Genomic DNA, 21,480 nt, shown 5'->3' on the forward strand with positions numbered 1-21,480 from the left:
GAAGCTTCAGTCGCCGGCCGGTTGCAACCGGCCGGTCGCTGAAGGTTCCGGCAGCCGGAGAGAAAGGTGGGACATCAGATGTCGAGGAAGCGCACGTCGCGGGCGTTGCGCTGGATGAAGGAGCGCCGGCTCTCGACGTCCTCGCCCATGAGCACCGAGAAGATCTCGTCGGCCGCGGCGGCGTCGTCGAGGGTGACCTGGAGCAGGACCCGCTGGTCGGGGTCCATCGTGGTCTCCCACAGCTCCTGGTAGTCCATCTCGCCGAGACCCTTGTAGCGCTGGATCGGGTTGTCCTTCGGCAGGCGCCGGCCCTTGCCCTGGCCCTCGGCGACGAGGGCGTCGCGCTCACGGTCGGTGAAGGCGAACTCGTGCGTGGCGTTGCTCCACTTGATGCGGTACAGCGGGGGCTGCGCGAGGTAGACGAACCCGGCCTCGATGAGCGGCTTCATGAACCGGAAGAGCAGGGTGAGCAGCAGCGTGCGGATGTGCATGCCGTCGACGTCGGCGTCGGCCATCAGCACGATCTTGTGGTACCTGGCCTTCTCGATGTCGAAGTCCTCGCCGATGCCGGTGCCGAACGCCGAGATGAGCGCCTGCACCTCCTGGTTGGCCAGCGCCTTGTCGAGGCGCGCCCGCTCGACGTTGAGGATCTTGCCGCGGATCGGGAGGATCGCCTGGGTGTGCGGGTTGCGCCCGCGCACCGCGGAGCCGCCGGCGGAGTCGCCCTCGACGATGAAGACCTCGGAGACGGCAGGGTCCTTGGCCTGGCAGTCGCGGAGCTTGCCGGGCAGGCCGCCGGACTCGAGGACCCGCTTGCGGGTGGCCTCGCGGGCCTTGCGGGCGGCCATCCGGGCGGTGGCGGCCTGGATCGACTTGCGGACGATCTCCTTGCCCTCGTTCGGGTGCCGCTCGAGCCAGTCGCCGAACTCGTCGGTCATCGCGCGCTGGACGAAGCCCTTGACCTCGGAGTTGCCGAGCTTGGTCTTGGTCTGGCCCTCGAACTGCGGCTCGCCGAGCTTGACGCTGATGACGGCGGTGAGGCCCTCGCGGACGTCGTCGCCGGTGAGGTTGTCGTCCTTGTCCTTGAGGAGGTTCTGCTTGCGCGCGAAGTCGTTGACCAGCTTGGTGAGCGCCGCGCGGAAGCCCTCCTCGTGGGTGCCGCCCTCGTGGGTGTTGATGGTGTTCGCGTAGGTGTGCACCGACTCGGAGTACGAGGTCGTCCACTGCATCGCGAGCTCGAGGGAGAGGCTGCGCGCCTCGTCCTCGACCTCGATGGAGATGACGTCGGGGTGCACGGGCTCGGTGCGCTTGGACGAGACGAGGTGGTCGACGTAGTCGACGAGCCCGTTGTCGTACCGGTAGCTGACCGAGCGGGCGGTGGCGGTGCGCGCCTGGCCGCCGGCCTCCTCGTCCTCGTGGTCCTCGACGACCGCGATGTCGGCGTCGACGCCGTCGAGGTCGGGGGCGCCGTCGGAGGCCACCTGCACCCGCTCGTCGACGAGGTTGATCGTCAGGCCCTTGTTGAGGAACGCGTACTGCTGGAAGCGCGCGCGGATCGTCTCGTAGTCGTACTCGGTCGTCTCGAAGATGTTGCCGTCGGCCCAGAAGGTGATCGTGGTGCCGGTGCGGTCGGTCTCCTCCATCTGGGTCAGCGGAGCCGTGGGCACGCCGTGGTCGAAGGACATGCGGTGCGCGTGGCCCTTCTGGCGCACGCAGACGTCGAGGCGGGTCGAGAGCGCGTTGACGACCGAGGAGCCGACGCCGTGGAGGCCGCCGGACACCTTGTACCCGCCGCCGCCGAACTTGCCGCCGGCGTGCAGCTGGGTGAGGACGAGCTCGACGGCGCTGACGCCCTCGGTGGGGTGGATGTCGGTGGGGATGCCGCGGCCGTTGTCCTTGACCCGGACGGCGCCGTCCTCCATGAGGATGACGTCGACGGTGTCGGCGTAGCCGGCGAGCGCCTCGTCGACCGCGTTGTCGACGATCTCCCAGACGAGGTGGTGCAGGCCGCGCTCGCCGGTGGAGCCGATGTACATGCCGGGGCGCTTGCGGACCGCCTCGAGCCCCTCGAGGACCGTGATGGCCGCCGCGTCGTAGGCGGGGCCCTCGGCCGGGACGGGCGGGACGACCGGGGTGGTCGCCTCCTCGGGGGTGGCGGAGGCGTCGGGGGCCTCGGGCACGTCGGGGGTGAGGTCGGGCTGGTCGGCCACGGGGCTCCTTCATCGGGCACGCGCCCGCACGGACGGCGGGGGCGGTTTCACGGCGCACGCCCTCGGGCGGTGGGACGACCCGGGGGCGCGCTGTCACCGTCCATGATACCGGTCGGGACCGACGGATCACCCGCTGGGAGGCCCGTGGCGCCGGTTTTCCGGGCTGAACCGGCCCGTTCATGACTCCCCACCCGCGACCCGGCCCCCCAGCGGCTGTCAGCGGCCTTCCTCGGGTCCTCGTCCGTCCGGTCGGTGGGACGACGATCCGGGGGCACCCGCGACCCCGGACCGGTACCGTCCACGGCATGGGGAGGATGCTCCGCCGGGCCGCCGGCACCGCGCTCGTGGCCGCCCTCGCCACCGGGGTCGCGGGGTGCGCTGCTGGGGGTGACCCAGCCATCCCGGACGACGGCTCAAGGACCTCGGCGAGGCCGTCGGCCTCCGGGTCCCCGACGTCCGCACCGAGCGCCCCGCCCGGCACGGTGCTCGTGCGCGCCGAGCGGAGCGGGCTGCGCTTCGCCGTGCCGGAGGCCTGGGAGGTCGCCGACGTCGCGACGGTCCTCGAGGCGGGCGTCGACGAGGACCTCGCGGCGATGGCGGAGCGGATGAACGTCCCCGCGAGCCAGCTCCGGGCGGCCGCGCGGACCATCGACGTCTCCGCCTTCGGTCCGTCCGTGGACGGCTTCGCGCCGAACGTCAACGTCCAGGGACTGCCCGTCGAGGAGGTGCCGAGCGCCGCCCAGCTGCGGCTCGTGACCTCGATGATCGGCGGCACGGTCGAGTCCGTCGACGACGTGCCGACCCCGGTCGGTCCGGGCCGGGTCTCGCGCTACCGCGCCGAGATCGGCGGCCGGAGCGTCGTCGGGCGGCAGCTGGGGATCGAGGGTCCGAGCGGCGTCGTGCTCGTGACCGTCACGGCCACCACGGCCGCCGGCGCCGACGACGTCCTCGCGCTCCTGCAGCGCACCCTGACGACGACCTGACGTCGGTCAGGAGGCGGCGCCGAGCACGACGAGGTCCCCGCCGCGCAGCCGGGCGAACCGGTCCATCCCGTCGAGGAGCGCCGCGACGTGCGGCACCGTGGCGTCGACGACCAGGACGCCGTCGGCGGCCGCCTTGTCGCGCACCGCCTCCCACGTGCGGGGGTCGTCGGTGAACGGGACGACCCCGACGACGTCGGTGAGGGCGTCGATGGTGCGGGGGCCGAGCGTGGTCGGCACGGGCACGGTCGAGCGGACGAGGTCGAGCAGGTCGCGGCTCTCGCCGGCCTGCCGGAGCAGGGCGTCGCCGTGGAGGGTGACGAGCTCGCCGAAGAGGTCGGGGTGCTCGGCACCGAGGAGGATGAGCCGCGCGAGCAGCGCACGCCCGATCCGCTCGCCGACCTCGGCGTCGTCGTGGGCCGGGTCGGTGAGGATGTCGCGGCCGTCGTCGACGACGACCTGGCAGAAGGAGGCCCAGCCGGGGACGAGGTCGCTGCGGCCCTCACCGACGAGCATCCCGCCGACGTAGTGGCGGTGGGCGCTGCGGTGGCCGGGGGTCGTCCGGAAGGCCGGCACGGCGGCGACGGCGCGGACGCGGCCGACCGAGGTCTCGAGCGGGAGGACGAGCAGCGGGTCGATGCCGACGCGCTGGCGGAACCACTCGACCTGCTCGTCGGCGCCGCGGTCCCAGAGCGTCGTGCCGCCGGACACCTCGACCCCGTCGACCTCGACGGCGAACGGCAGCTGGTCGGCGACGTCGAGCACCTGCTCGAGCGTCGTCTCCGGGGTGCACCACGAGCGGGTCGCCGCGCGGGGGTGCAGGCGGATCTCGGTGCCGGGGGTGTCGAGCGCTTCGTCGGCGAGCGTGACGCGGACGGTGCCGTCGGCGAGGCCGACCCAGCGCATCGTCGGCGCTCCGGGCACGAGGGCCGAGCGGGTGCGCAGCTCGACGACGTCGGCGACCTGGAAGCTCGCGAGGATCGCGACCTCGTAGCGGCGCATCCCCTCGCGGACCGGGCCGTGGTGGTGCTGGTCCGGGGTCGCGGCGATCCACCGGACCTCCTGGGCGGTGAACCCGATGCCGTCGTCGCGGACGACGAGCGGTCCGCCGCCGGTGGCCGAGGTGACGCGGACCCGGCCGACGTGCCGGGGGTCGACGCGGCGCCGGGCCTCGATGCCGACGAGGGCGCTGGCGAGGAGCTCGCGGACGTGGACCCGGGGTCCGCTGCCGAGCGGCGGCGCGGTCAGGCGCGGGACGCGGTGGGGGGCGGTGTCGTTCGAGGCCGCCCCGGGGGTCGCGGGGGTGGCGGCCCGTCGGTCGGACGGGTCGGAGGGGCTGCCGGTCGGGGGACCGGGCACGGGGCTGCGCACCGGGGCTGGCTCCGTTCGGGTGGGGCGGGCCGGGTCACGGCCCGGCGGGGGTGCTGGATCCCTTGCAGGGTGCCCGCCGCGACGCCGATTCCGTGCACCACGGGACGTCCACTCCACTCCTCGGCGCAGGAGACGGTCCGAATGGGCGATGCCCGCTCCCCACCGTCCGTCGGCCGCCGACGCGACGGCGGAGGGGGCCGCGGGCATCCCCCGCGGCCGCCCGCGCCGCCGGGTCAGGCGGTGTCGCCCCCGCGCAGGGTGCGTTCGAGGAGGTCGCGGACGTCGTCGGTGAGCACCGGCTCGGGGACGGTGACATCGACCTCGGGCACCGCGCAGCGCACGCCGTAGCAGTAGGCGTCCGGGTAGTCGCGGTCGGCGGCGGCGGCCAGGCCCTGGAGCCGGTCGGTCTGCAGGAGCGAGCGCCACGCCGCGCCGTCCTCCTCCGGCAGCTCCCCGAGGACGACCGTGCGCTCGCGGGTACGCCCCGCGAACCCGCCGGTGCGGCGGACGGCGACCTCGGTGCCCGGGGCGGGGGCCGGCGCGTCCGGCGAGGGAGGGGTGCCGGGGTCGGCGGGCGTGCTGCCCCCGGTCGTGGAGCCGTCGCCGCTGCCGGACCCGGTGGTGCCGGCGGGCGTGACGCCGACCCCGGCCCACGCGGTGGCGACCGCCTCCGCCTCGCGCGACCCCTCGCCGTGGCGGGCCGTGGCGGCGGCGAGGGTGAGCGCGGCGAAGGTCGCGAAGTCGCAGTCGGCGGCGATGTCGCCGGTCAGGGCGTCGTACCAGATCCGTCCCGGGGCCTCCCACGCGTTGCCGCCGAGGGCGACGGCGAGGTCGTGGAAGGCCTTGTTCGGGATGCCGGAGTTGATGTGGACGCCGCCGTTGTCGTCGGCGGTGTCGACGTAGTGGTCCATGTGCGCCGGCTGCGGGTCGGTGCCGAGGCGGGGGTCGTCGTAGGCGGTGCCGGGCGCGGCCATCGAGCGCAGGGCGACGCCCTGGACGCCGGGGGCGAGGAGCTCGGCGCCGATGAGCCAGTCGGCGTCGGTGGCCGCCTGCCCGAGGGAATGCTGCTTGACGAGGACGCCGAAGACGTCGGAGACCGACTCGTTGAGGGCCCCGGACTGGTCCTGGTAGTTGAGGCCGGCGGTGTACTGGGTGACGCCGTGGGCGAGCTCGTGGCCGATGACGTCGAGGCTGCGGGTGAAGCCGAGGAAGACGACGCCGTCGCCGTCTCCGAAGACCATCTGGGTGCCGTCCCAGAAGGCGTTGTCGTAGTCGGTGCCGTAGTGGACGGTCGCCACGAGCGGAAGACCCTTGCCGTCCAACGAGTTCCGCGCGTAAGCATCCATCCACAGCTGCCACGTGGCGCCGAGCCCGTCGTACGCCTGGGTGACCGCCTCGTCGGCGGTGGGGGGCTCGCCCTCGCTGCGGACGGTCGTGCCGGGAAGGGTCGTGCCGTGCTCGGCGTCGTGCACCGTGCGCTGCGGGCCGGAGGCGTCACCCGGCGTGGCCGAGGGACGCGCGGTGCGCCCACCGGGCCGCGCCTCGGCGGTGACCCGCCCGCGCCGCAGGGTCTCGTCGTACACCAGGGCCGCCTCGGCCCGTTCCGCGAGCAGCGGGTCGCCCGAGGCCACGAGGGCCCGCAGCAGGTACGGCGGGACGATGGAGCAGCACGCGGGGGAGGTCGTCATCCCTCCACGATGCCCCCGCCCGCCGACAGCCGCGAGTGGTGCGGCCCCCGGGACGGACGCGGTCAGCGGGTCGAGCGCGAGGGCAGCCGCACCGGCGTCGACGGGCGTCGGGGCGGGGTCGGCCGGTAGACGGTGAAGGGCACGGTCCGCTGGGTGGCCGCGCCACTGGGGTCGGTGACCCGGACGGTGACGTGGTGGGTGCCGGGGCGCAGGGTCCCCGGCCGCCAGCTCGGGCCGCACGGGGCGGGCGCGGCTCCGTCGAGCGCGCAGGTGGTCCGCAGGCCGCCGGGGGCGTCGTCGGGGTCGGAGACCGCGATCGCCACGGTCGGGGTCGGCGTGGTCGCCCGCGGGAGCGTCACCCGCAGCGTCGGCGCGGACGACACGGGGTCGAACCACGCGACGCTCCGGCTCGTGGGGATGTCGCGCAGCTTGCGGGGCGCACCCGTCAGGTCCCAGAGCTCGCCGGTTCCCGTGGTCATCCAGGCCGGGGAGCCGACGGCGATCATCGTCCCGGAGGTGTTCCACGCGAACTCCCGGCCCCAGACGTAGATCGACGTCGGTGTCCGCGTCCCGCCGGCCAGCGGCATCGTCTCGATCGTGAAGCCACCGGGCCCGACGACGGCCAGCCGTCCGGTGCGGGACACCCGGGCGCCCGTGACGTCCTCGGCGCCGCGGACGCCGGTCGTGCGGCCGGTCGCCGGGTCCATCCGGTACAGACCTCCCGCCGCACCGACGACGAGGAGGTCACGGCCGTCGGGCGTCCAGTCGGCCAGAGCCCACGTGGACGAGCCGGGGACCTCGGTGACCGTCCCGGTCGCCCTGTCCTGCAGGAGGATCGCCGGCGGGTACGTGGTGCCGTCCGGCGCCCGGGCCGGCCGCTGGACGGCGAGGACGGCGCCGTCCGGGCGGAAGCGCGGCGTCGCCCACATGGCGTCAGGTCGCACGAGCCGGGTGATCGTCGACGACGAGAAGAACCAGGCGGCGGGCCGGTAGCGGTCGGTGCCGACGGACTCCGCGCGGGTGGGGGACGAGGCGAGGGCGACCGCCGTCATCGTCCGGCCGCCCTCCCACTCGCCGACCTGCCGGCCCTCGACGAGGTCGGGGCCGGTCCCCGCGGCGATGGCCCGCACCCCGGTGCCGCTGTCACCGAGGATCCACTCCTCGGGGACGACGACGGTCCGCGGCGCCGACGTGTACACCCGGCCGTCGGTGAGCGTGGCGCGCACGCGCAGGGTGTGCGCCCCGGGGAAGAGGGTGACCCCGGCGGTGGTGGAGGACAGGCTCGTCGCCCGGACGGTCCCGGACTCGTCGAGGACGCTGAACTGCATCGCCACGTCCTGCGCCGTGCCCGTCCGCCACGTCAGGGCGGTGAGTCCCGGTCGCCCGGTCGCGACCAGGTCCTGGGGCGCGGCGAGCTCGACCCGGTCGGTGCCCACGGCCGTGCCGACCGTCCACTCACCGTCGTCGGTCGCGAGCACGACCCGGGCCGTGTACTCCGTGTCGGCGGTGGCGCCGGACGGACGGTCCTCGCGCAGGCGCAGCGTGCACGAGGCACCCGGTGCGAGGACTCCGGTGCACGACCCCGTGCCGACGGAGAGGACGCCGGTGGGGTCGGCGCCGCTCGTCGTCCCGGGGACGCCCGAGGGCAGGAGTCGCACCCCACGGACCGTCTGCGGTCGCTGCCCGGTGTTCCGCACCACGTGGTCGAGGACCGTGCCGGTCCCCGGAGCGGCGGCGAGGGCGGCCACGACGTCGCCCTCGATCGCGGTGACCGGTTCCGGGGTCGCCAGGCGACCGCTGGCCCGGACGCGGGACCCGTCGGGACAGCCCAGGTCCGCGTCGAGCGTGACCGCCGCCCACCACGAGCTCCGGCTGGGCGTGGCGTGCGCGACCGTGAGGCGGCCCGACGTGGCGGCGCAGGTCCCCACCGCACCCTCCACGCCGACGGGCACCTCGTCGGTGCCGGTGCCGACCGGGTACGCCCCGTCCGCGATCGGCCACGGGACGGTGAACCGCGGGCCGCTGCCCGAGTAGTTCGCCCGGGTCACGGCCACACCCCCGGCGACCGGGGTGGCCTCGAGTGCCGGACCGACGAGAGTGGCCCCGCGGTGCGTTGCGTCCTCGTGGTCCCACACGACGACGAGGGCGTCGCGGGCGGGCTCGAACGGGCGGGCGTCGACGGCCCGCGACCCGACGGCCGGGTCGCTCACCGGGCCCTCGACGCCTGCGGCCGTGGCGGCCACGGTGTAGTGCGCCTCGACGCCGGCGCCGAGCTCGTCGTCGTCGAGCTGCCACGGGTACCGGCCGAGGGGCAGTGTCCAGGTGCGCTCGCCGGCCGCGCTCGTGCGACGGACCACCCACCCGGTGGGGAGGGGTCGGCCCGGGGCGGTGCCGGGGGCCTGCCAGGAGACGCGGACGCCCTCGATGGTCGACAGCGCCGTCACCGCGGACGGGGTGCCCGGTGGCTCGGCTGCGTGAACGGGGGACGCGGGGGCCAGCAGGAGCAGGGCCGCGGACGCCGACGTCGCGATCCGGCGCAGCACGGGTGCGAGCACGATCCCCTCCGTGGCCGATGGTCGCGGGGACGGGGCTCGGCCGCACCCCGACCGCAGCGTAGGGCCACGGGCGGCGGCGCGCGGCACCCCGACGGGCAGGTCTGGCCGAACGGTCAGCGGCGCAGAGCGGCGGCCATCCGTTCCTGCGCGAGCGGGGACCCGAAGAGCTCACCGGACAGCCGGGCCATCTCCTCGCCGTCGCGGTCGAAGGAGGCGAGCAGGTCGGTGGCGAGGAGCCGCTTGGCGGCGACCAGGCCCTGGCGGGCGCCGGCGCGCAGGTCGTCGAGGACGGCGGCGACGGCGGTGTCCATCCCGGCCTCGTCGGCGACGCGGGAGACGAGCCCGGAGGCCGCCGCCTCGTGCGCCGGGAACGTCCGCCCGGTGAGTGACCAGTCGGAGAGGGATCGCCCGGTGACCCTGTGCCGCAGCGGAATCGAGATGATCGCCGCGGCCAGCCCGAGCCGGACCTCGGTGAGCGCGAACGACACGTCGTCGCGGCAGACGACGAGGTCGGCGGCCGCGACGAGCCCGAGGCCGCCGGCGCGCACCGGACCGTCGAGGCGGACGACGACGGGGACGGGCAGGGCCGCCACCCGGCGCTGGAGGGCGACGATGCCGCGGGCCGACTCGGTCATGTCGACGGTCGCGGCCTCGGTGAGGTCCGCTCCGGCGCAGAAGACGCGGTGGCTCGAGCGCAGGAGCACGCCGTGGAGCGAGTCGTCGGCGGCGAGGCCGTCGAGGTGGTCGGTGAGCTCGGCGACCATCCGGCGCGAGAGGGCGTTGCGGTTGGCGGGGGAGTCGAGCGTGACGACGGCGATGCGGTCCTCGTCGGACCGGGTGACCAGGGGGGCGTCGGCGTCGGCATCCACGGGCCCGACCCTAGCCGCCGGTCACGCCGCGGCCGCCACCCGGAAGACGGGGAAGCCGGGGGCGGCGGCGGCGAGCTCGGCGTCGGTGGAGTCCTTGGTCAGGCCCTCGACGAAGCGGCCGACCTCCCAGCCCCAGCGCTCCAGGTACACCCGGATGACGGCCGGCCGCTCCGCGACGGGCACCTCGACGAGCCGCACCCGCTCGACCCGGCGGCCGACCCGCAGCTCCGCCTCGCCGGCGGCGCGGACGTTGCGGACCCACTCGGTGTTGCCGCGGGGGGCGACGAGGAAGCGCTCGTCGCCCCGGGTCAGGAGGTTGACCGGCGTGCTGCGGGGCAGGCCCGAGCGCCGGCCGCGCACGGTGAGCACCCGCGACCCGAGGAGGCTGACGCCGTGCTCGGTGAGCCAGCGCACCGCGGCGTTGAACCAGGCGTCCATCCGGTCGGTGGGGCGGACGTAACGGGCGGCGGGGTCGGGGGTCGTCGGCTGGGTCATCGGTCTCTCCTCGCAAAGTGTGAGCACTGCTCTCGTCGTGGACGAGTGTGCGCGTCCGGGGTCGCGTTGTCAAGAGCACTGCTCTCGGTCGTGGTTGGATGGGGCCATGCCGTCCCGTGCCGAGCACCGCCGCGCCGTCGAGGCCCGCATCGTCGAGATCGGGCGCCGTCACCTCGCCGCGGAGGGAGCGGCCGGGCTGTCGCTGCGCGCGGTGACCCGCGACCTCGGGATGGTGTCGTCGGCGGTGTACCGGTACGTCGCCAACCGCGACGAGCTGCTGACCCTCCTCCTCGTCGACGCCTACACCGAGGTCGCCGACGCCGTCGACGCGGCGGTGGCCGAGGCGGGCGACCGGCCGTGGTCCGAGCGGGTCGTCGTCGCCGGGAGGGCGTTCCGGCGGTGGGCGGTCGACGACCCCTCGCGGTACGCGCTGCTCTACGGCAGCCCGGTGCCGGGGTACGAGGCACCGGCCGAGCGCACCGTCGAGCCGGGGACCCGGGTCGTCATCACCCTCGCGCGGCTCGTCGACGAGGGGGTGCGGGCCGGCGAGGTGACGCCGGCCGGACCCGTGGCGACGCGCGACGAGGACCTGCTCGCCGACCTCGTGCGCGTGGGTGAGGAGGTCGGCCTGGCCGCCGGGGCCGACGTGCTCGCCCGGGCGCTCACCCTCTGGGCCGTGCTCGTCGGGGGGACGAGCCTCGAGGTCTTCGGGCAGTACGGGCGGGACACCTTCCGGGACGCCGGAGCGCTGCTCGAGCAGCAGCTGCGCCTCGTCCTCTCGCTCCTGCGCGCGGACCCCTGACCTCCTCGATCAACCCACACTTGTTGCGAGTTCGGCCGCTGGACGCGCCCTCATTCGGGGTGTCGGGCGGTCGAACTCGCAACAAGTCGAAGGGGGTGAGGTCAGCCGTAGGTGTCGCGGGGGCCACGGCCGTCCTGCACCCGGTGCCGCCCGCGCGACCACGTCGGCGCGCTCGGGCCGACGACCCGCAGCTCGGCGACCGTCCCCTCGCCGACGTCCTCGGCGAGGCGGGCCATCAGCGACGACTCGAGCAGGCGCAGCTGGGTGGCCCAGGCGGTGGAGTCGGCGCGGACGGTGAGGACGCCGTCGACGAAGTCGGTGGGATGGCAGTGGGCGGCGACCTCGTCGCCGACGATGACCGGCCAGCGCCCGATGACCGAGCCGACGGCCACGTCGGCGCCCCAGCCGCGGTCGACGACGAACCGGTCGATCTGGTCGCCGAGCAGCTGCGGGTCGCGGCCGGCGTCACCGCGCCGGCCCCCCGGCACGTCCTTGGCGCGGCGGCGGGGCTTCAGGCCCGGGCGCAGGCCCTTGGCGCGCGCTCGGGCCCGGGCCCTTGCGAGCGCCTCGGCCGTCGCGAGCCCGGCGTCGCCGACCTCGTCCTCACGTGCCTCCTCGGCGAGGTCCGGGCCGGTGTCGGAGGCCCCGGCACCGCTCTTCCCCCGGGAAGCACCCTCTTCCGCGGGGAACGGTTCCGGGGTGGAGCGCGGCGGTATCGGGTCACCCGATACGCGTGGGTCATCCGGGGCCGCCGGGGGGTCAGGCGTCATCGGCCGGCTCCTCGGGGTCGAGCGCCGGTGCGGTGTCGCCCCCTCCGCCGTCGGTCGTGGGGGAGGAGGACTCGACCGAGCCGAGGGTCACCCGGTGGGTCCGGCCGGCGAGCGCGGCCGGCACGTCCTCGGGCACGGCGGCCGTCACGAGCACCTGCTCGGCGTCGGCGACCATCGCGGCCAGCCGCTCGCGCCGGCCCGAGTCGAGCTCGGCGAAGACGTCGTCGAGGACGAGCACCGGGTCGTCCCCGAGGTCGGTGCGCAGCAGCTGGAAGGCCGCGAGCCGCAGCCCGAGCGCGAACGACCACGACTCCCCGTGGCTCGCGTACCCCTTGGCCGGCAGCTCGCCGAGCGAGAGGACCAGGTCGTCGCGGTGCGGGCCGACGAGGCACACCCCGCGCTCGACCTCCTGGTCACGGACCTCGGCGAGCGAGGCGAGGACCTCGTCGTGCAGCTCGGCGACCTCGGGCACCTCACCGGCCGCGATGCGTGCCGCGGTCGCCTCCCGCAGCGAGGACCGGTAGGCCACCCGGGCGTCGGACTGCCCGTTGCTCACCTCGTCGTAGGCCTTGCCGAGGTACGGGCCGAGGTCGCGCAGCAGCCGCAGCCGGGCGTACAGCAGCTGCGCGCCGACCCCCGCCAGCTGGGCGTCCCACACCGAGAGGGTGTGCAGCGCGGAGGCCGTCTCGGACGCGGGGTCGAGCGACTCCGCCCCGGGCCGTGGCCGGCGCCCGCGAGACCGCCGCGACAGGTACGGCTGGGCCGACTTCAGCAGGGCCGAGCGCTGCTTGACGATGCGGTCGTACTCCTGGCGCACGCCCGCCCAGCGCGGCTGGCGGGCCACGAGGAGGTCGTCGAGGAAGCGCCGGCGCTCGCCGGGGTCGCCCTTGACGAGCGCGAGGTCCTCCGGCGCGAAGAGCACCGTCCGCAGCGTGCCGAGCACCTCGCGCGGGCGCACCGGCGAGCGGTTGAGCCGGGCCCGGTTCGCCTTCCCCGGCGTGATCTCGAGCTCGACCATCGTCTCGCGGCCGTCGCGGACGACGGCGCCGCGCACGACCGCCCGCTCGGCGCCGAACCGGACGAGCGGGGCATCGGTCGCCACCCGGTGCGACGAGAGCGACGCGAGGTAGCCGATCGCCTCGACGAGGTTGGTCTTGCCCTGCCCGTTGAGCCCGACGAGCGTCGTCACCCCGGGCTCGAGCGGGAGCTCGGCGGTGGCGTAGCTGCGGAAGTCGGCGACCGACAGGTGCCGGACGTGCACCTGCCCGCTCAGGCCTTCTTCGTCGCGCGCTTGCGGGCGGCGCCCGAGGCCGAGCGACCCGGCGAGGCCGGACCCGCGGTGGCCGCCTTGGCCGCCTTCTTCGCCGCGGCCTTCTTCGCCGGCTTCTTCTCCTTGCGGCCGGCCTTGGCCTTGGCCTCCTCGGCGCTCGCGACCCCGGCCGCGGCCTCGGAGCGCAGCTGCTCGCCCTCGGCGACGGTCATCACCTGGTGCCCGCCGAACTGACCGCGCAGCGCGGCGACGGCCTGCATCGTCGGGGAGGTCTCCTGGCGCGAGGCGAACCGCGCGAAGAGCGAGGCCGAGATGACCGGCATCGGCACCGACAGCTCGATGGCCTCCTCGACGGTCCAGCGGCCCTCGCCGGAGTCGGAGGTGTAGTCGGAGACGTCCTCGAGCGAGGGGTTCTCCTCGAGCGCCTTGACCATGAGGTCGAGCAGCCAGGACCGGACGACGGTGCCGCGGCTCCACGCCTTGAACGCCCCGGGGACGTTCTCGACGATGTCCTTCTTCTCGAGCAGCTCGTAGCCCTCGGCGTAGGCGTGCATCAGGCCGTACTCGATGCCGTTGTGCACCATCTTCGTGTAGTGCCCGGCGCCGACCTTGCCGGCGTGCACGAAGCCCTCGTCGCGCGGGCCCTCGGGGCGCAGCGCGTCGAAGATCGGCATCGCCTTGCGGACGTTGGTCGCGGAGCCGCCGACCATCAGGCCGTAGCCGTTCTCGAGGCCCCAGATGCCGCCCGAGACACCGCAGTCGAGGTAGCCGATGCCCTTCGCGCGCAGCAGCTTCTCGTTCTCGAAGTCGTCGGTGAACTTGCTGTTGCCGCCGTCGATGACGAGGTCGCCCTTGTCGAGGAGGTCGGCGAGCTTGGTGACGGTGTCACGGGTGGGGGCGCCGTGGGGGACCATCACCCAGACGACGCGCGGCCCGTCGAGCTTCTTGACCATGTCGGCGAGCGAGCGGGCGTCGGAGACGCTCTTGTTGCGGTCGTACCCGACGACCTCGTGGCCCGCGCGGCGCAGCCGCTCGCGCATGTTGCCGCCCATCTTGCCGAGGCCGACCAGTCCGAGCTGCATCCGGGTGCTCCTTCGTGATGGGGGTCGCTGCTGTCCCGCAGGCTACGCCCGGTGCGGCCCGGGCCGGGGGCCGCGGTGGGGTCAGGAGGCGAAGCGGACCGGCATGAGGACGTACCGGTACGAGGTGTCGGCCTCGCCGTCGGCGCTGTCCTGGCCGGAGAGGACGGCCGGGCGCGAGGGCTGGGTGAACGAGACGCGGGTCCAGTCGGTGCCGACCGCGCCGAGGCCGTCGAGGAGGTAGGTGGGGTTGAAGGCGATCTCGACGTCCGGGCCGGTGAGGGTGCACTCGACGGCCTCGGAGGCCTGGGCGTCGTCACCGGTCCCGGCCTCGATGGCCACCTGGTCGCCGGCGAAGCGCAGCCGCACCGGTGTGTTGCGCTCGGCGACGAGCGCGACGCGCTTGACCGCCTCGACGAGGTCGGCGGTGCGCACGACGGCCTCGGTGTCGGAGGTCGTCGGGAAGATCGAGGACACCTTGGGGTACTCGCCGTCGAGGAGGCGGGTCGTCGTGCGGCGCCGGCCGGCCTCGAACCCGACGAGCCCGTCACCGCCGGCGGTGGCGCCGAGCGCGACGTCGATCGAGCCGCTCGCGCCGAGGCTGCGGGCCGTCTCGGAGAGGGTGCGGGCCGGGATGAGGACGACGTGGCTGGCGTCGGTGGCCGTGGGGTTCCACGTCAGCTCGCGCATCGCGAGGCGGTAGCGGTCGGTGGCGAGCAGCGTCATCGTGTCGCCCTCGACCTCGACGCGCACGCCGGTGAGGATCGGCAGGGTGTCGCCGCGGTCGGCCGCGACCGACACCTGGGCGACGGCCTGGGTGAAGAGGTGGCCGTCGACGGTGCCGGTGGGCTCGGGGGAGGCCGGCAGGGTCGGGTAGTCGTCGGCGGGCATCATCAGGAGGCTGAAGCGGGAGGCGCCGCACGTGACGTGGACCTTGTTGCCCTCGGTCGCGAGGTCGATGGGGCGGGCCGGGAGGTTGCGCGAGATGTCGGCGAGCAGCCGGCCGAGGACGAGCACGGTGCCGGCCTCGGCGACCTCGGCGGCGACGGTGACGCGGGCCGAGACCTCGTAGTCGAAGGCGCTGAGGGTGAGGGTGCCGTCGTCGGAGGCCTCGAGGAGGATGCCGGCGAGCACCGGCACCGGCGGACGCGCGGGGAGCCCGCGGGCCACCCAGGTGACCGCCTCGGCCAGGACGTCGCGCTCGACGCGGAACTTCACGGCATACCGCCCTATCCGGCGCGGAGGGGTCCGCGCCTGGTCGTGCATCGGAGTGTCACCGCCGCCCGCGCGCACGCTGGCGCTCCGGGGCAGACGGGACCCTGACACTAGTGCACCGCTGGTCACTCCACCATCGGTTGTCGGTGGGTGCGGGCAGGGTGGGTTCCGTGGTCGTCCGGGCCGGGTCGCACAGCAGGGTCCTGGTCGGGGTGGACCTCGTCATCTCTGGGTCTCGTCGTGGTCATCGGAGGTGTGGAACCTGTGGACGGTCCGGCGTCACCGCAGGTCAGCGCGGCGAGCCGGGGTGTGGACCGGCCGTGGACGGGTCGTGGACGCCGGCGGTGCGGCTGTTGACGGCCATCGGGCGTTCACACGGCGTCCACCGGCGACCCGTCCGCCGTCCACGAGCGCGGTGCGGTCGTCCACACGTGTCCACAGGTCCTGTGGACAACCGGGTCGGTCGAGGCGATCGGGTGGCCCCGGAGGCAGGACCGTCCACAGGCTCGTCCCCACCGGTGGACGGTGGACGGCGCGTGCTGCGGGTGCACTTCGTCCGGGGTCGGCCCGGCGCGACGCGTCACCGACGGTCGCGGGCTTCGACAAGGGTTGTACACCGGCTGGGGACGAGCCTGTGGACAACCTCGGGACGGCGCAGGCGTTCCCGTGGACGGATCCTCCGGGCCGACTCGTCGTTCAGCACTCACCCCGAACCCGCCGGACGGGCCTGTCGGGGTGGGTTCCGGGCACGCAGCGCGATGGCGTCAGCGGGACTGCTGCTTGATCCGGTTGGTCAGCTCGGTGACCTGGTTGTAGATGGCGCGGCGCTCGGCCATCAGCTGGCGGATCTTCTTCTCGGCGTGCATGACGGTCGTGTGGTCGCGGCCGCCGAACTGCTGGCCGATCTTCGGCAGCGACATCTCGGTCAGCTCGCGGCACAGGTACATCGCGATCTGCCGGGCGGTGACGAGGACGCGCGAGCGGGACTGGCCCTGGAGGTCCTCGATGGTCAGCCCGAAGTACGCGGCCGTCTGGGCGATGATCGTCGCCGGCGTGACCTGGCTCGTCGAGTCGTCCGGGATGAGGTCGCGCAGGACGATCTCGGCGAGGCTCATGTCGACCGGCTGGCGGTTGAGGCTCGCGAACGCCGTGACCCGGATGAGCGCGCCCTCGAGCTCGCGGATGTTCGTGGAGATCCGCGAGGCGATGAACTCGTGGACGTCGTCGGGGACGCTGAGCCGCTCCTGGATGGCCTTCTTGCGCAGGATCGCGATGCGCGTCTCGAGGTCGGGCGGCTGGACGTCGGTGAGCAGGCCCATCTCGAACCGGCTGCGCATCCGCGCCTCGAACCCGGTGAGCAGCTTGGGCGGCACGTCGCTCGTGATGACGACCTGCTTGCTCGCGTTGTGGAGGGTGTTGAACGTGTGGAAGAACTCCTCCTGGGTCTGCACCTTGCCCTGGAGGAACTGGATGTCGTCGATGAGCAGCACGTCGACGTCGCGGTAACGGCGTTGGAAGTTGGCGGCCTTGTCGTCGCGGATGCTGTTGATGAAGTCGTTGGTGAACTCCTCGGAGTTCACGTACCGCACCTTGACGTGCGGGAAGAGGTTGCGCGCGTAGTGCCCGATGGCGTGCAGCAGGTGGGTCTTGCCCAGCCCGGAGTCGCCGTAGACGAAGAGCGGGTTGTAGGCCTTGGCCGGCTGCTCGGCGACGGCGACCGCGGCCGCGTGGGCGAACCGGTTGCTCGCCCCGATGACGAAGGTGTCGAAGGTGTACTTCGGGTTGAGGCGGGTCAGCTCGACCTGCTCGGGCACCTGGGTGCCGGGGCGCGGGCGGCGCATCCCGGGGACCTCGACGAGGCCGAGGGCGGCGGTGTCGCGGCCGGGCGTCGAGCCGTCGGGGGCGTCGCCGTCGTCCTCGAGGTCGAGGTCGTCGATCTGCTGGCGCCGGTCGGCGGCGCGCCGGTCGTGGCCGTCGTCGCCCGGGTCGCCCGCGGCGTCGGCGACCTCGCCGAGGGTGGGGTCGACGGTGACCGCGAGGCGCACGTCGCGGCCGAGCCGGTCGCCGAGGGTCTGGGTGACCCGCTCGCGCAGCCGCGTCTCGACGATGTCCTTCGTGAAGTCGTTCGGGACGGCGATGAGCGCGGTGTCGTCGAGGAGGCCGACGAGCCGGGCGAGGGAGAGGAAGGCCCGCTGCTGGACCGGGATGCCGTCCTCGTCGAGCGCCTCGAGGGTCGCCCGCCACACCTGGGTCATCGTCGCGTCCGGCACGTGCTCCCCGTCCTTCCGCTGCCCTGGTCATGGTCCGTGCTCACGCCTCCGGCGCGGCACCGGCCCGGGTCGTCCACATGGTTGTCCACAGGCTGTGAGGACGTCGACGTGGGGCGACAGCAGTGTGTCGTTGCGGTGCCCGCCCGATGCTCCGTGCGATGGTAGAGGGTTGACGGCGGTGTCGGGTAGTCGACCTCGGGTTTGGTCGGCGAGCGGGCGCTCGGGTACCGTGGAGCAGCCTGTTCCGGCTGTTTTCGCATGCCCATGGCCCGCGCGCACCGCGCGACCCGTGGGCTTTCGACTGCAGCCGACCAGGCGGCCACCCAGACCCCCGGGCCGCTCCGGCCCGCCACCCGCGAAAGAGACCCATCGTGAGCAAGCGGACCTTCCAGCCGAACAACCGCCGTCGGGCCAAGACCCACGGCTTCCGCCTGCGGATGCGCACCCGCGCTGGCCGCGCCATCCTCTCCGCCCGGCGTCGCAAGGGCCGCGCAGAGCTCTCGGCCTGAGGCCGGTCGGTGCTGCCGGCGCCGAACCGGCTGCGTGAGCGGTCGGACTTCGCGTCGGCGGTCCGCGGTCCCGGGTCCACCCGGGCCGGCTCGCGACTCCTCGTGGTCCACGCCCACCGAACCGACGCGCGTGCGGGATGCCCGCCGCGGGTCGGTTTCGTCGTGTCGAGGGCCGTCGGGGGCGCCGTCGTCCGCAACCGCACCAAGCGCCGGCTCCGGGCCCTCGTGGCGCAGCGGCTGGCCGTCGTCCCGGGGGGTGTCGACCTCGTCGTGCGGGCCAACCCGCCGGCGGGCGCCGCGAGCTCCGGGGAACTGGCGGCCTCGCTCGACGCGTTGTGGCACAAGGTGCTCGGCCGGCTCGGAGGTGTGGCGTGACGCTCGGACGGCTGCTCGCGACGCCGCTGCTGTGGCTCATCCGGGGCTACCAGCGGTTCGTCAGCCCGCTGCGACCGCCGACCTGCCGGTACTACCCGTCGTGCTCGGCCTACGCGGTCACCGCCATCGAGCGCTTCGGCCCGCTGCGGGGGACGGGGATGGCGATGGCCCGGCTGGGTCGCTGCCACCCGTGGACCCCCGGCGGCGTCGACCACGTGCCCGAGCGGGACCCCGACACCGGGCGTCCGGTACCGGGCACCACCGGGCCCAAGCCCTACCGCGGGCCCTCGGGCGCGACCCCCACCCACCCCTGACCACCGTCACCACCGTGACACCACCCGCCGGCTGAGGTCGGCACCGACGAAGGACATCATGGGCGACCTGTTCAACAGCATCCTGACGCCGATCGAGTGGCTCGTGGCGTGGATCATGTACGGCTTCCACCAGGTCTTCACGACCCTCGGGCTGCCCGAGGCGGCCGGCATCACCTGGGCGCTGTCGATCGTCGGCCTCGTCATCGTCATGCGGGCCGCGATGATCCCGCTGTTCGTCAAGCAGATCAAGGCATCGCGCAAGATGCAGCTCATCCAGCCGGAGCTGCAGAAGATCCAGAAGAAGTACAAGGGCAAGACCGATCCCGAGTCCCGCCAGGCGATGACCCAGGAGACGATGGAGCTGTACAAGAAGGAGGGGACCAACCCCTTCAGCTCGTGCCTGCCGATCCTCGTCCAGTCGCCGTTCTTCTTCGGCCTCTTCCGGGTGCTCAACGGTCTCGACGACATCGCCGCCGGCGACAAGGCGCAGATCGGTCCCATCACGAAAACCGTTGCGTCACAGGCGGAATCGGCATCGATCTTCGGTGCTCAGCTGTCCGACACGTTCCTCGGGGCGAACGGCCTGTCGACCCAGATCGTCACCGTCGTGCTCATCGTCCTCATGTCGGCGACGACCTTCCTCACCCAGCGGCAGCTGATGACGAAGAACATGCCGCAGTCGGCGCTGGACAGCCCGTTCGCCAAGCAGCAGAAGATGCTGCTCTACATCTTCCCGATCATCTTCGCCGTCTCCGGCATCAACTTCCCGATCGGTGTCCTCATCTACTGGTTCACCACCAACGTGTGGTCGATGACCCAGCAGTTCTACGTCATCCGCCGGATGCCGGCGCCGGGCTCGGCGGCCGAGCGGGCGTACCACGAGCGGCTCCAGCGCAAGGGCAAGGCCGTGCCCGGGGCCGCCGCGGTCACCGACGGCGCCGACGAGGACGAGGCCACCGACGCGACGAAGAGCGGCCAGCGCGTGCAGCCGAAGTCCAAGAAGCGCGCGAAGAACGCCGGGAAGCCCGGCGGCAAGCCGGCCGGCGGCCCCACGACCAGCGGCTGACCCGGCTCCCTGCGGCCGAGGCCGTCCCCCTGACCCGACCCGTCCTCCCACCAGGAGCACCCACATGAGCGAGAACACGACCGAGGCCACCGAGGCCATCACGACCGACACCGTCGTCGACGAGGCGCCCCAGGAGCAGGCGCCCGTGGCCGAGCCGGTGGTGCACGACACCACCGCGGACGAGGCCGCCCCGGCCGACGAGGCCGCTGCGGCCGACGAGGTGACGGCGGAGGACGCCACCGACGAGACGTCCTCGGGTGAGGGTGACGACGAGGTGCCGGCCCCGTCGAAGCGGTCCGGACGGCGAGGACAGCTCGAGCGCGAGGGGGAGGTCGCGGCCGACTTCCTCGAGACGCTGCTCGACATCTGCGACCTCGACGGAGACCTCGACGTCGACATCGACGGCGACCGGGCCGCGGTCGCGCTCGTCGACAGCGACGAGGGGCGGGTGCCGCGCCGGCTCGTCGGCCCGGACGGCCAGGTGCTCGAGGCGCTCCAGGAGCTGACCCGGCTGGCCGTCCAGGCCGAGACCGGCGAGCGGAGCCGCCTCATGCTCGATGTCGCCGGCCACCGCGCCGAGCGGCGGGCAGCGCTCGTGACGCTCGCCCGGGAGGCGATCGAGGGCGTCAAGTCGTCCGGTGAGCCGGCTGCGCTGGCGCCGATGACGGCGTTCGAGCGCAAGGTGGTCCACGACGAGGTGCTGGCCGCCGGGCTCGTCTCCGAGTCCGAGGGCGCCGAGCCGCGGCGTCACGTCGTCATCAGCCCCGCGTGAGGATCTGTTTCACGTGAAACATGACGGGGAGACCCCGTTGACGCCGCCGGCCGCACCTTCGGGTGCGGCCGCGGTGTTCGGGGACCGGATCGAGCTGGCCGAGCGGTTCGCCGCGATCCTCGCCGACACCGGCGTGAGCCACGGCCTCATCGGCCCGCGGGAGGTCCCCCGGCTCTGGGAGCGGCACGTGCTCAACTGCGCGGTCGTCGAGGATGCCTTCCCGGAGGACGCCCGGGTGATCGACGTGGGGTCTGGTGCCGGTCTGCCGGGCATCGCGCTGGCCGTCGCGCGACCCGACCTCGAGGTGCTGCTCGTCGAGCCGATGCTGCGTCGGACGACGTGGTTGGAGGGCGTCGTCGCAGAGCTGGGGTTGAGGTCGGTGACGGTCCACCGGGGTCGGGCCGAGGAGCTGGCCGGCAGCCTGTCGGCCCCGTGGGTGACGGCTCGGGCGGTCGCGCGGCTGGACAAGCTGGCCCGCTGGTGTGTCCCGCTCCTCGAGGAGGGCGGGACGCTCGTGGCGATGAAGGGACGCAGCGCTGCCGAGGAGCTGGGCGAGGACGCGGCCGCGCTGGGCCGGCTCGGCCTCGGGGAGGGCGTCGTCACCGAGCACGGCGGCGACGTCCTCGAGGAGCCGGTGCTCACCGTCGACCTCCGGCTGGAACGTCGACGGGAGCGTGGGGGTGCCGGCCGGCGCTCCAAGGGTCCCGGGTCGCGACGGGCCGGGTCGCGGCGTCGGCGGGCCGGCCGAGCCGGTGGGGAGCCGGGTCGCCAGGATTGAGCCCGGGAGGGTGGCTGGCCTCGGCGGGCCGGTCCTCGGGGGGAGCAGGCGCCGTGGCGACCGGGGCGCGCCGATGCCGGGTCGGGCGTCCT

At 74.1% G+C, this 21,480-nt stretch carries 19 protein-coding genes; 8 read left to right on the forward strand and 11 right to left on the reverse strand.

Features of this window, described 5'->3' with window-relative positions:
- Positions 1-74: 74 nt before the first annotated feature.
- Positions 75-2,210, reverse strand: coding sequence for a DNA topoisomerase (ATP-hydrolyzing) subunit B (gyrB, locus tag JQN70_RS12635; protein WP_307835962.1), 2,136 nt, complete (start codon positions 2,208-2,210; stop codon positions 75-77).
- Between the two features lie 305 nt (positions 2,211-2,515).
- On the opposite strand from gyrB, the gene JQN70_RS12640 reads away from it, so the two are divergent.
- Positions 2,516-3,193, forward strand: a complete 678-nt coding sequence (locus tag JQN70_RS12640) for a hypothetical protein (protein ID WP_204131699.1) — start codon at positions 2,516-2,518, stop codon at positions 3,191-3,193.
- Between the two features lie 6 nt (positions 3,194-3,199).
- Here the strand turns inward: JQN70_RS12640 and JQN70_RS12645 are convergent, their stop codons facing one another.
- From JQN70_RS12645 to JQN70_RS12665, 5 genes are all read right to left on the reverse strand, one after another.
- A complete protein-coding gene (locus JQN70_RS12645) occupies positions 3,200-4,561 on the reverse strand; it encodes an HSP90 family protein (protein ID WP_204131700.1) in 1,362 nt (453 codons plus the stop codon).
- A gap of 233 nt (positions 4,562-4,794) precedes the next feature.
- The gene (locus JQN70_RS12650) at positions 4,795-6,249 is read right to left on the reverse strand and encodes a protealysin inhibitor emfourin (RefSeq protein ID WP_204131701.1); all 1,455 of its coding nucleotides are present in this window, start codon (positions 6,247-6,249) and stop codon (positions 4,795-4,797) included.
- A 62-nt stretch (positions 6,250-6,311) separates the two neighbouring features.
- Positions 6,312-8,804: a TolB-like translocation protein gene (locus JQN70_RS12655; protein WP_204131702.1), complete on the reverse strand. Its 2,493-nt coding sequence runs from the start codon at positions 8,802-8,804 to the stop codon at positions 6,312-6,314.
- 113 nt (positions 8,805-8,917) lie between these two features.
- A complete protein-coding gene (locus JQN70_RS12660) occupies positions 8,918-9,673 on the reverse strand; it encodes an enoyl-CoA hydratase-related protein (protein WP_307835963.1) in 756 nt (251 codons plus the stop codon).
- A gap of 21 nt (positions 9,674-9,694) precedes the next feature.
- Positions 9,695-10,168, reverse strand: coding sequence for a nitroreductase family deazaflavin-dependent oxidoreductase (locus JQN70_RS12665; protein WP_204131703.1), 474 nt, complete (start codon positions 10,166-10,168; stop codon positions 9,695-9,697).
- A gap of 106 nt (positions 10,169-10,274) precedes the next feature.
- Here JQN70_RS12665 and JQN70_RS12670 point away from each other — a divergent pair, with 106 nt between their 5' ends.
- Positions 10,275-10,970, forward strand: coding sequence for a TetR/AcrR family transcriptional regulator (locus tag JQN70_RS12670; RefSeq protein WP_204131704.1), 696 nt, complete (start codon positions 10,275-10,277; stop codon positions 10,968-10,970).
- A 101-nt stretch (positions 10,971-11,071) separates the two neighbouring features.
- Here the strand turns inward: JQN70_RS12670 and JQN70_RS20165 are convergent, their stop codons facing one another.
- The 5 genes from JQN70_RS20165 to dnaA form a co-directional block, all read right to left on the reverse strand.
- Positions 11,072-11,740 (reverse strand): DciA family protein, encoded by a 669-nt coding sequence (locus JQN70_RS20165; protein WP_204131705.1) that lies wholly within the window; start codon positions 11,738-11,740, stop codon positions 11,072-11,074.
- On the reverse strand, positions 11,730-13,001 hold the full coding sequence (recF, locus tag JQN70_RS12680) for a DNA replication/repair protein RecF (RefSeq protein ID WP_204131706.1): 1,272 nt from the start codon (positions 12,999-13,001) through the stop codon (positions 11,730-11,732). The genes JQN70_RS20165 and recF overlap by 11 nt, the downstream gene beginning before the upstream one ends.
- An 8-nt stretch (positions 13,002-13,009) precedes the next feature.
- Positions 13,010-14,092: a phosphogluconate dehydrogenase (NAD(+)-dependent, decarboxylating) gene (gene gnd / locus JQN70_RS12685; protein WP_204131707.1), complete on the reverse strand. Its 1,083-nt coding sequence runs from the start codon at positions 14,090-14,092 to the stop codon at positions 13,010-13,012.
- A gap of 81 nt (positions 14,093-14,173) precedes the next feature.
- Positions 14,174-15,307, reverse strand: a complete 1,134-nt coding sequence (dnaN, locus tag JQN70_RS12690; RefSeq protein WP_204131708.1) for a DNA polymerase III subunit beta — start codon at positions 15,305-15,307, stop codon at positions 14,174-14,176.
- A 761-nt stretch (positions 15,308-16,068) separates the two neighbouring features.
- Positions 16,069-17,559 carry a chromosomal replication initiator protein DnaA gene (gene dnaA, locus JQN70_RS12695; RefSeq protein WP_204131754.1) on the reverse strand — a complete coding sequence of 497 codons (1,491 nt, stop codon included), beginning with the start codon at positions 17,557-17,559 and terminating at the stop codon, positions 16,069-16,071.
- Positions 17,560-17,945: 386 nt separating this feature from the next.
- Here dnaA and rpmH point away from each other — a divergent pair, with 386 nt between their 5' ends.
- The 6 genes from rpmH (at position 17,946) to rsmG (ending at position 21,388) form a co-directional block, all read left to right on the forward strand.
- A complete protein-coding gene (gene rpmH, locus JQN70_RS12700; RefSeq protein WP_036955291.1) occupies positions 17,946-18,083 on the forward strand; it encodes a 50S ribosomal protein L34 in 138 nt (45 codons plus the stop codon).
- 9 nt (positions 18,084-18,092) lie between these two features.
- Positions 18,093-18,458 carry a ribonuclease P protein component gene (rnpA, locus tag JQN70_RS12705; protein ID WP_204131709.1) on the forward strand — a complete coding sequence of 122 codons (366 nt, stop codon included), beginning with the start codon at positions 18,093-18,095 and terminating at the stop codon, positions 18,456-18,458.
- Positions 18,455-18,772 carry a membrane protein insertion efficiency factor YidD gene (yidD, locus tag JQN70_RS12710; protein WP_204131710.1) on the forward strand — a complete coding sequence of 106 codons (318 nt, stop codon included), beginning with the start codon at positions 18,455-18,457 and terminating at the stop codon, positions 18,770-18,772. The genes rnpA and yidD overlap by 4 nt, the downstream gene beginning before the upstream one ends.
- A gap of 58 nt (positions 18,773-18,830) precedes the next feature.
- Positions 18,831-19,838: a membrane protein insertase YidC gene (gene yidC, locus JQN70_RS12715; RefSeq protein ID WP_204131711.1), complete on the forward strand. Its 1,008-nt coding sequence runs from the start codon at positions 18,831-18,833 to the stop codon at positions 19,836-19,838.
- A 64-nt stretch (positions 19,839-19,902) separates the two neighbouring features.
- A complete protein-coding gene (locus JQN70_RS12720) occupies positions 19,903-20,610 on the forward strand; it encodes a Jag family protein (protein ID WP_204131712.1) in 708 nt (235 codons plus the stop codon).
- 13 nt (positions 20,611-20,623) lie between these two features.
- A complete protein-coding gene (gene rsmG, locus JQN70_RS12725; protein ID WP_204131713.1) occupies positions 20,624-21,388 on the forward strand; it encodes a 16S rRNA (guanine(527)-N(7))-methyltransferase RsmG in 765 nt (254 codons plus the stop codon).
- The last annotated feature ends 92 nt before the right edge of the window (positions 21,389-21,480 follow it).

The sequence above is a fragment of the Phycicoccus sonneratiae genome, from assembly GCF_016887965.1.
Taxonomy (GTDB): domain Bacteria; phylum Actinomycetota; class Actinomycetes; order Actinomycetales; family Dermatophilaceae; genus Phycicoccus; species Phycicoccus sonneratiae.

Excerpts from the sequence above, each read along its gene's own strand:
- JQN70_RS12670 (WP_204131704.1), top strand. The coding sequence starts at position 10,275 with ATGCCGTCCCGTGCCGAGCACCGCCGCGCCGTCGAGGCCCGCATCGTC.
- JQN70_RS12640 (WP_204131699.1), top strand. The coding sequence starts at position 2,516 with ATGGGGAGGATGCTCCGCCGGGCCGCCGGCACCGCGCTCGTGGCCGCC.
- dnaA (WP_204131754.1), bottom strand. The coding sequence starts at position 17,559 with ATGACCCAGGTGTGGCGGGCGACCCTCGAGGCGCTCGACGAGGACGGC.
- yidC (WP_204131711.1), top strand. The coding sequence starts at position 18,831 with ATGGGCGACCTGTTCAACAGCATCCTGACGCCGATCGAGTGGCTCGTG.
- JQN70_RS12665 (WP_204131703.1), bottom strand. The coding sequence starts at position 10,168 with ATGACCCAGCCGACGACCCCCGACCCCGCCGCCCGTTACGTCCGCCCC.
- gnd (WP_204131707.1), bottom strand. The coding sequence starts at position 14,092 with ATGCAGCTCGGACTGGTCGGCCTCGGCAAGATGGGCGGCAACATGCGC.
- JQN70_RS12650 (WP_204131701.1), bottom strand. The coding sequence starts at position 6,249 with ATGACGACCTCCCCCGCGTGCTGCTCCATCGTCCCGCCGTACCTGCTG.
- JQN70_RS20165 (WP_204131705.1), bottom strand. The coding sequence starts at position 11,740 with ATGACGCCTGACCCCCCGGCGGCCCCGGATGACCCACGCGTATCGGGT.
- JQN70_RS12720 (WP_204131712.1), top strand. The coding sequence starts at position 19,903 with ATGAGCGAGAACACGACCGAGGCCACCGAGGCCATCACGACCGACACC.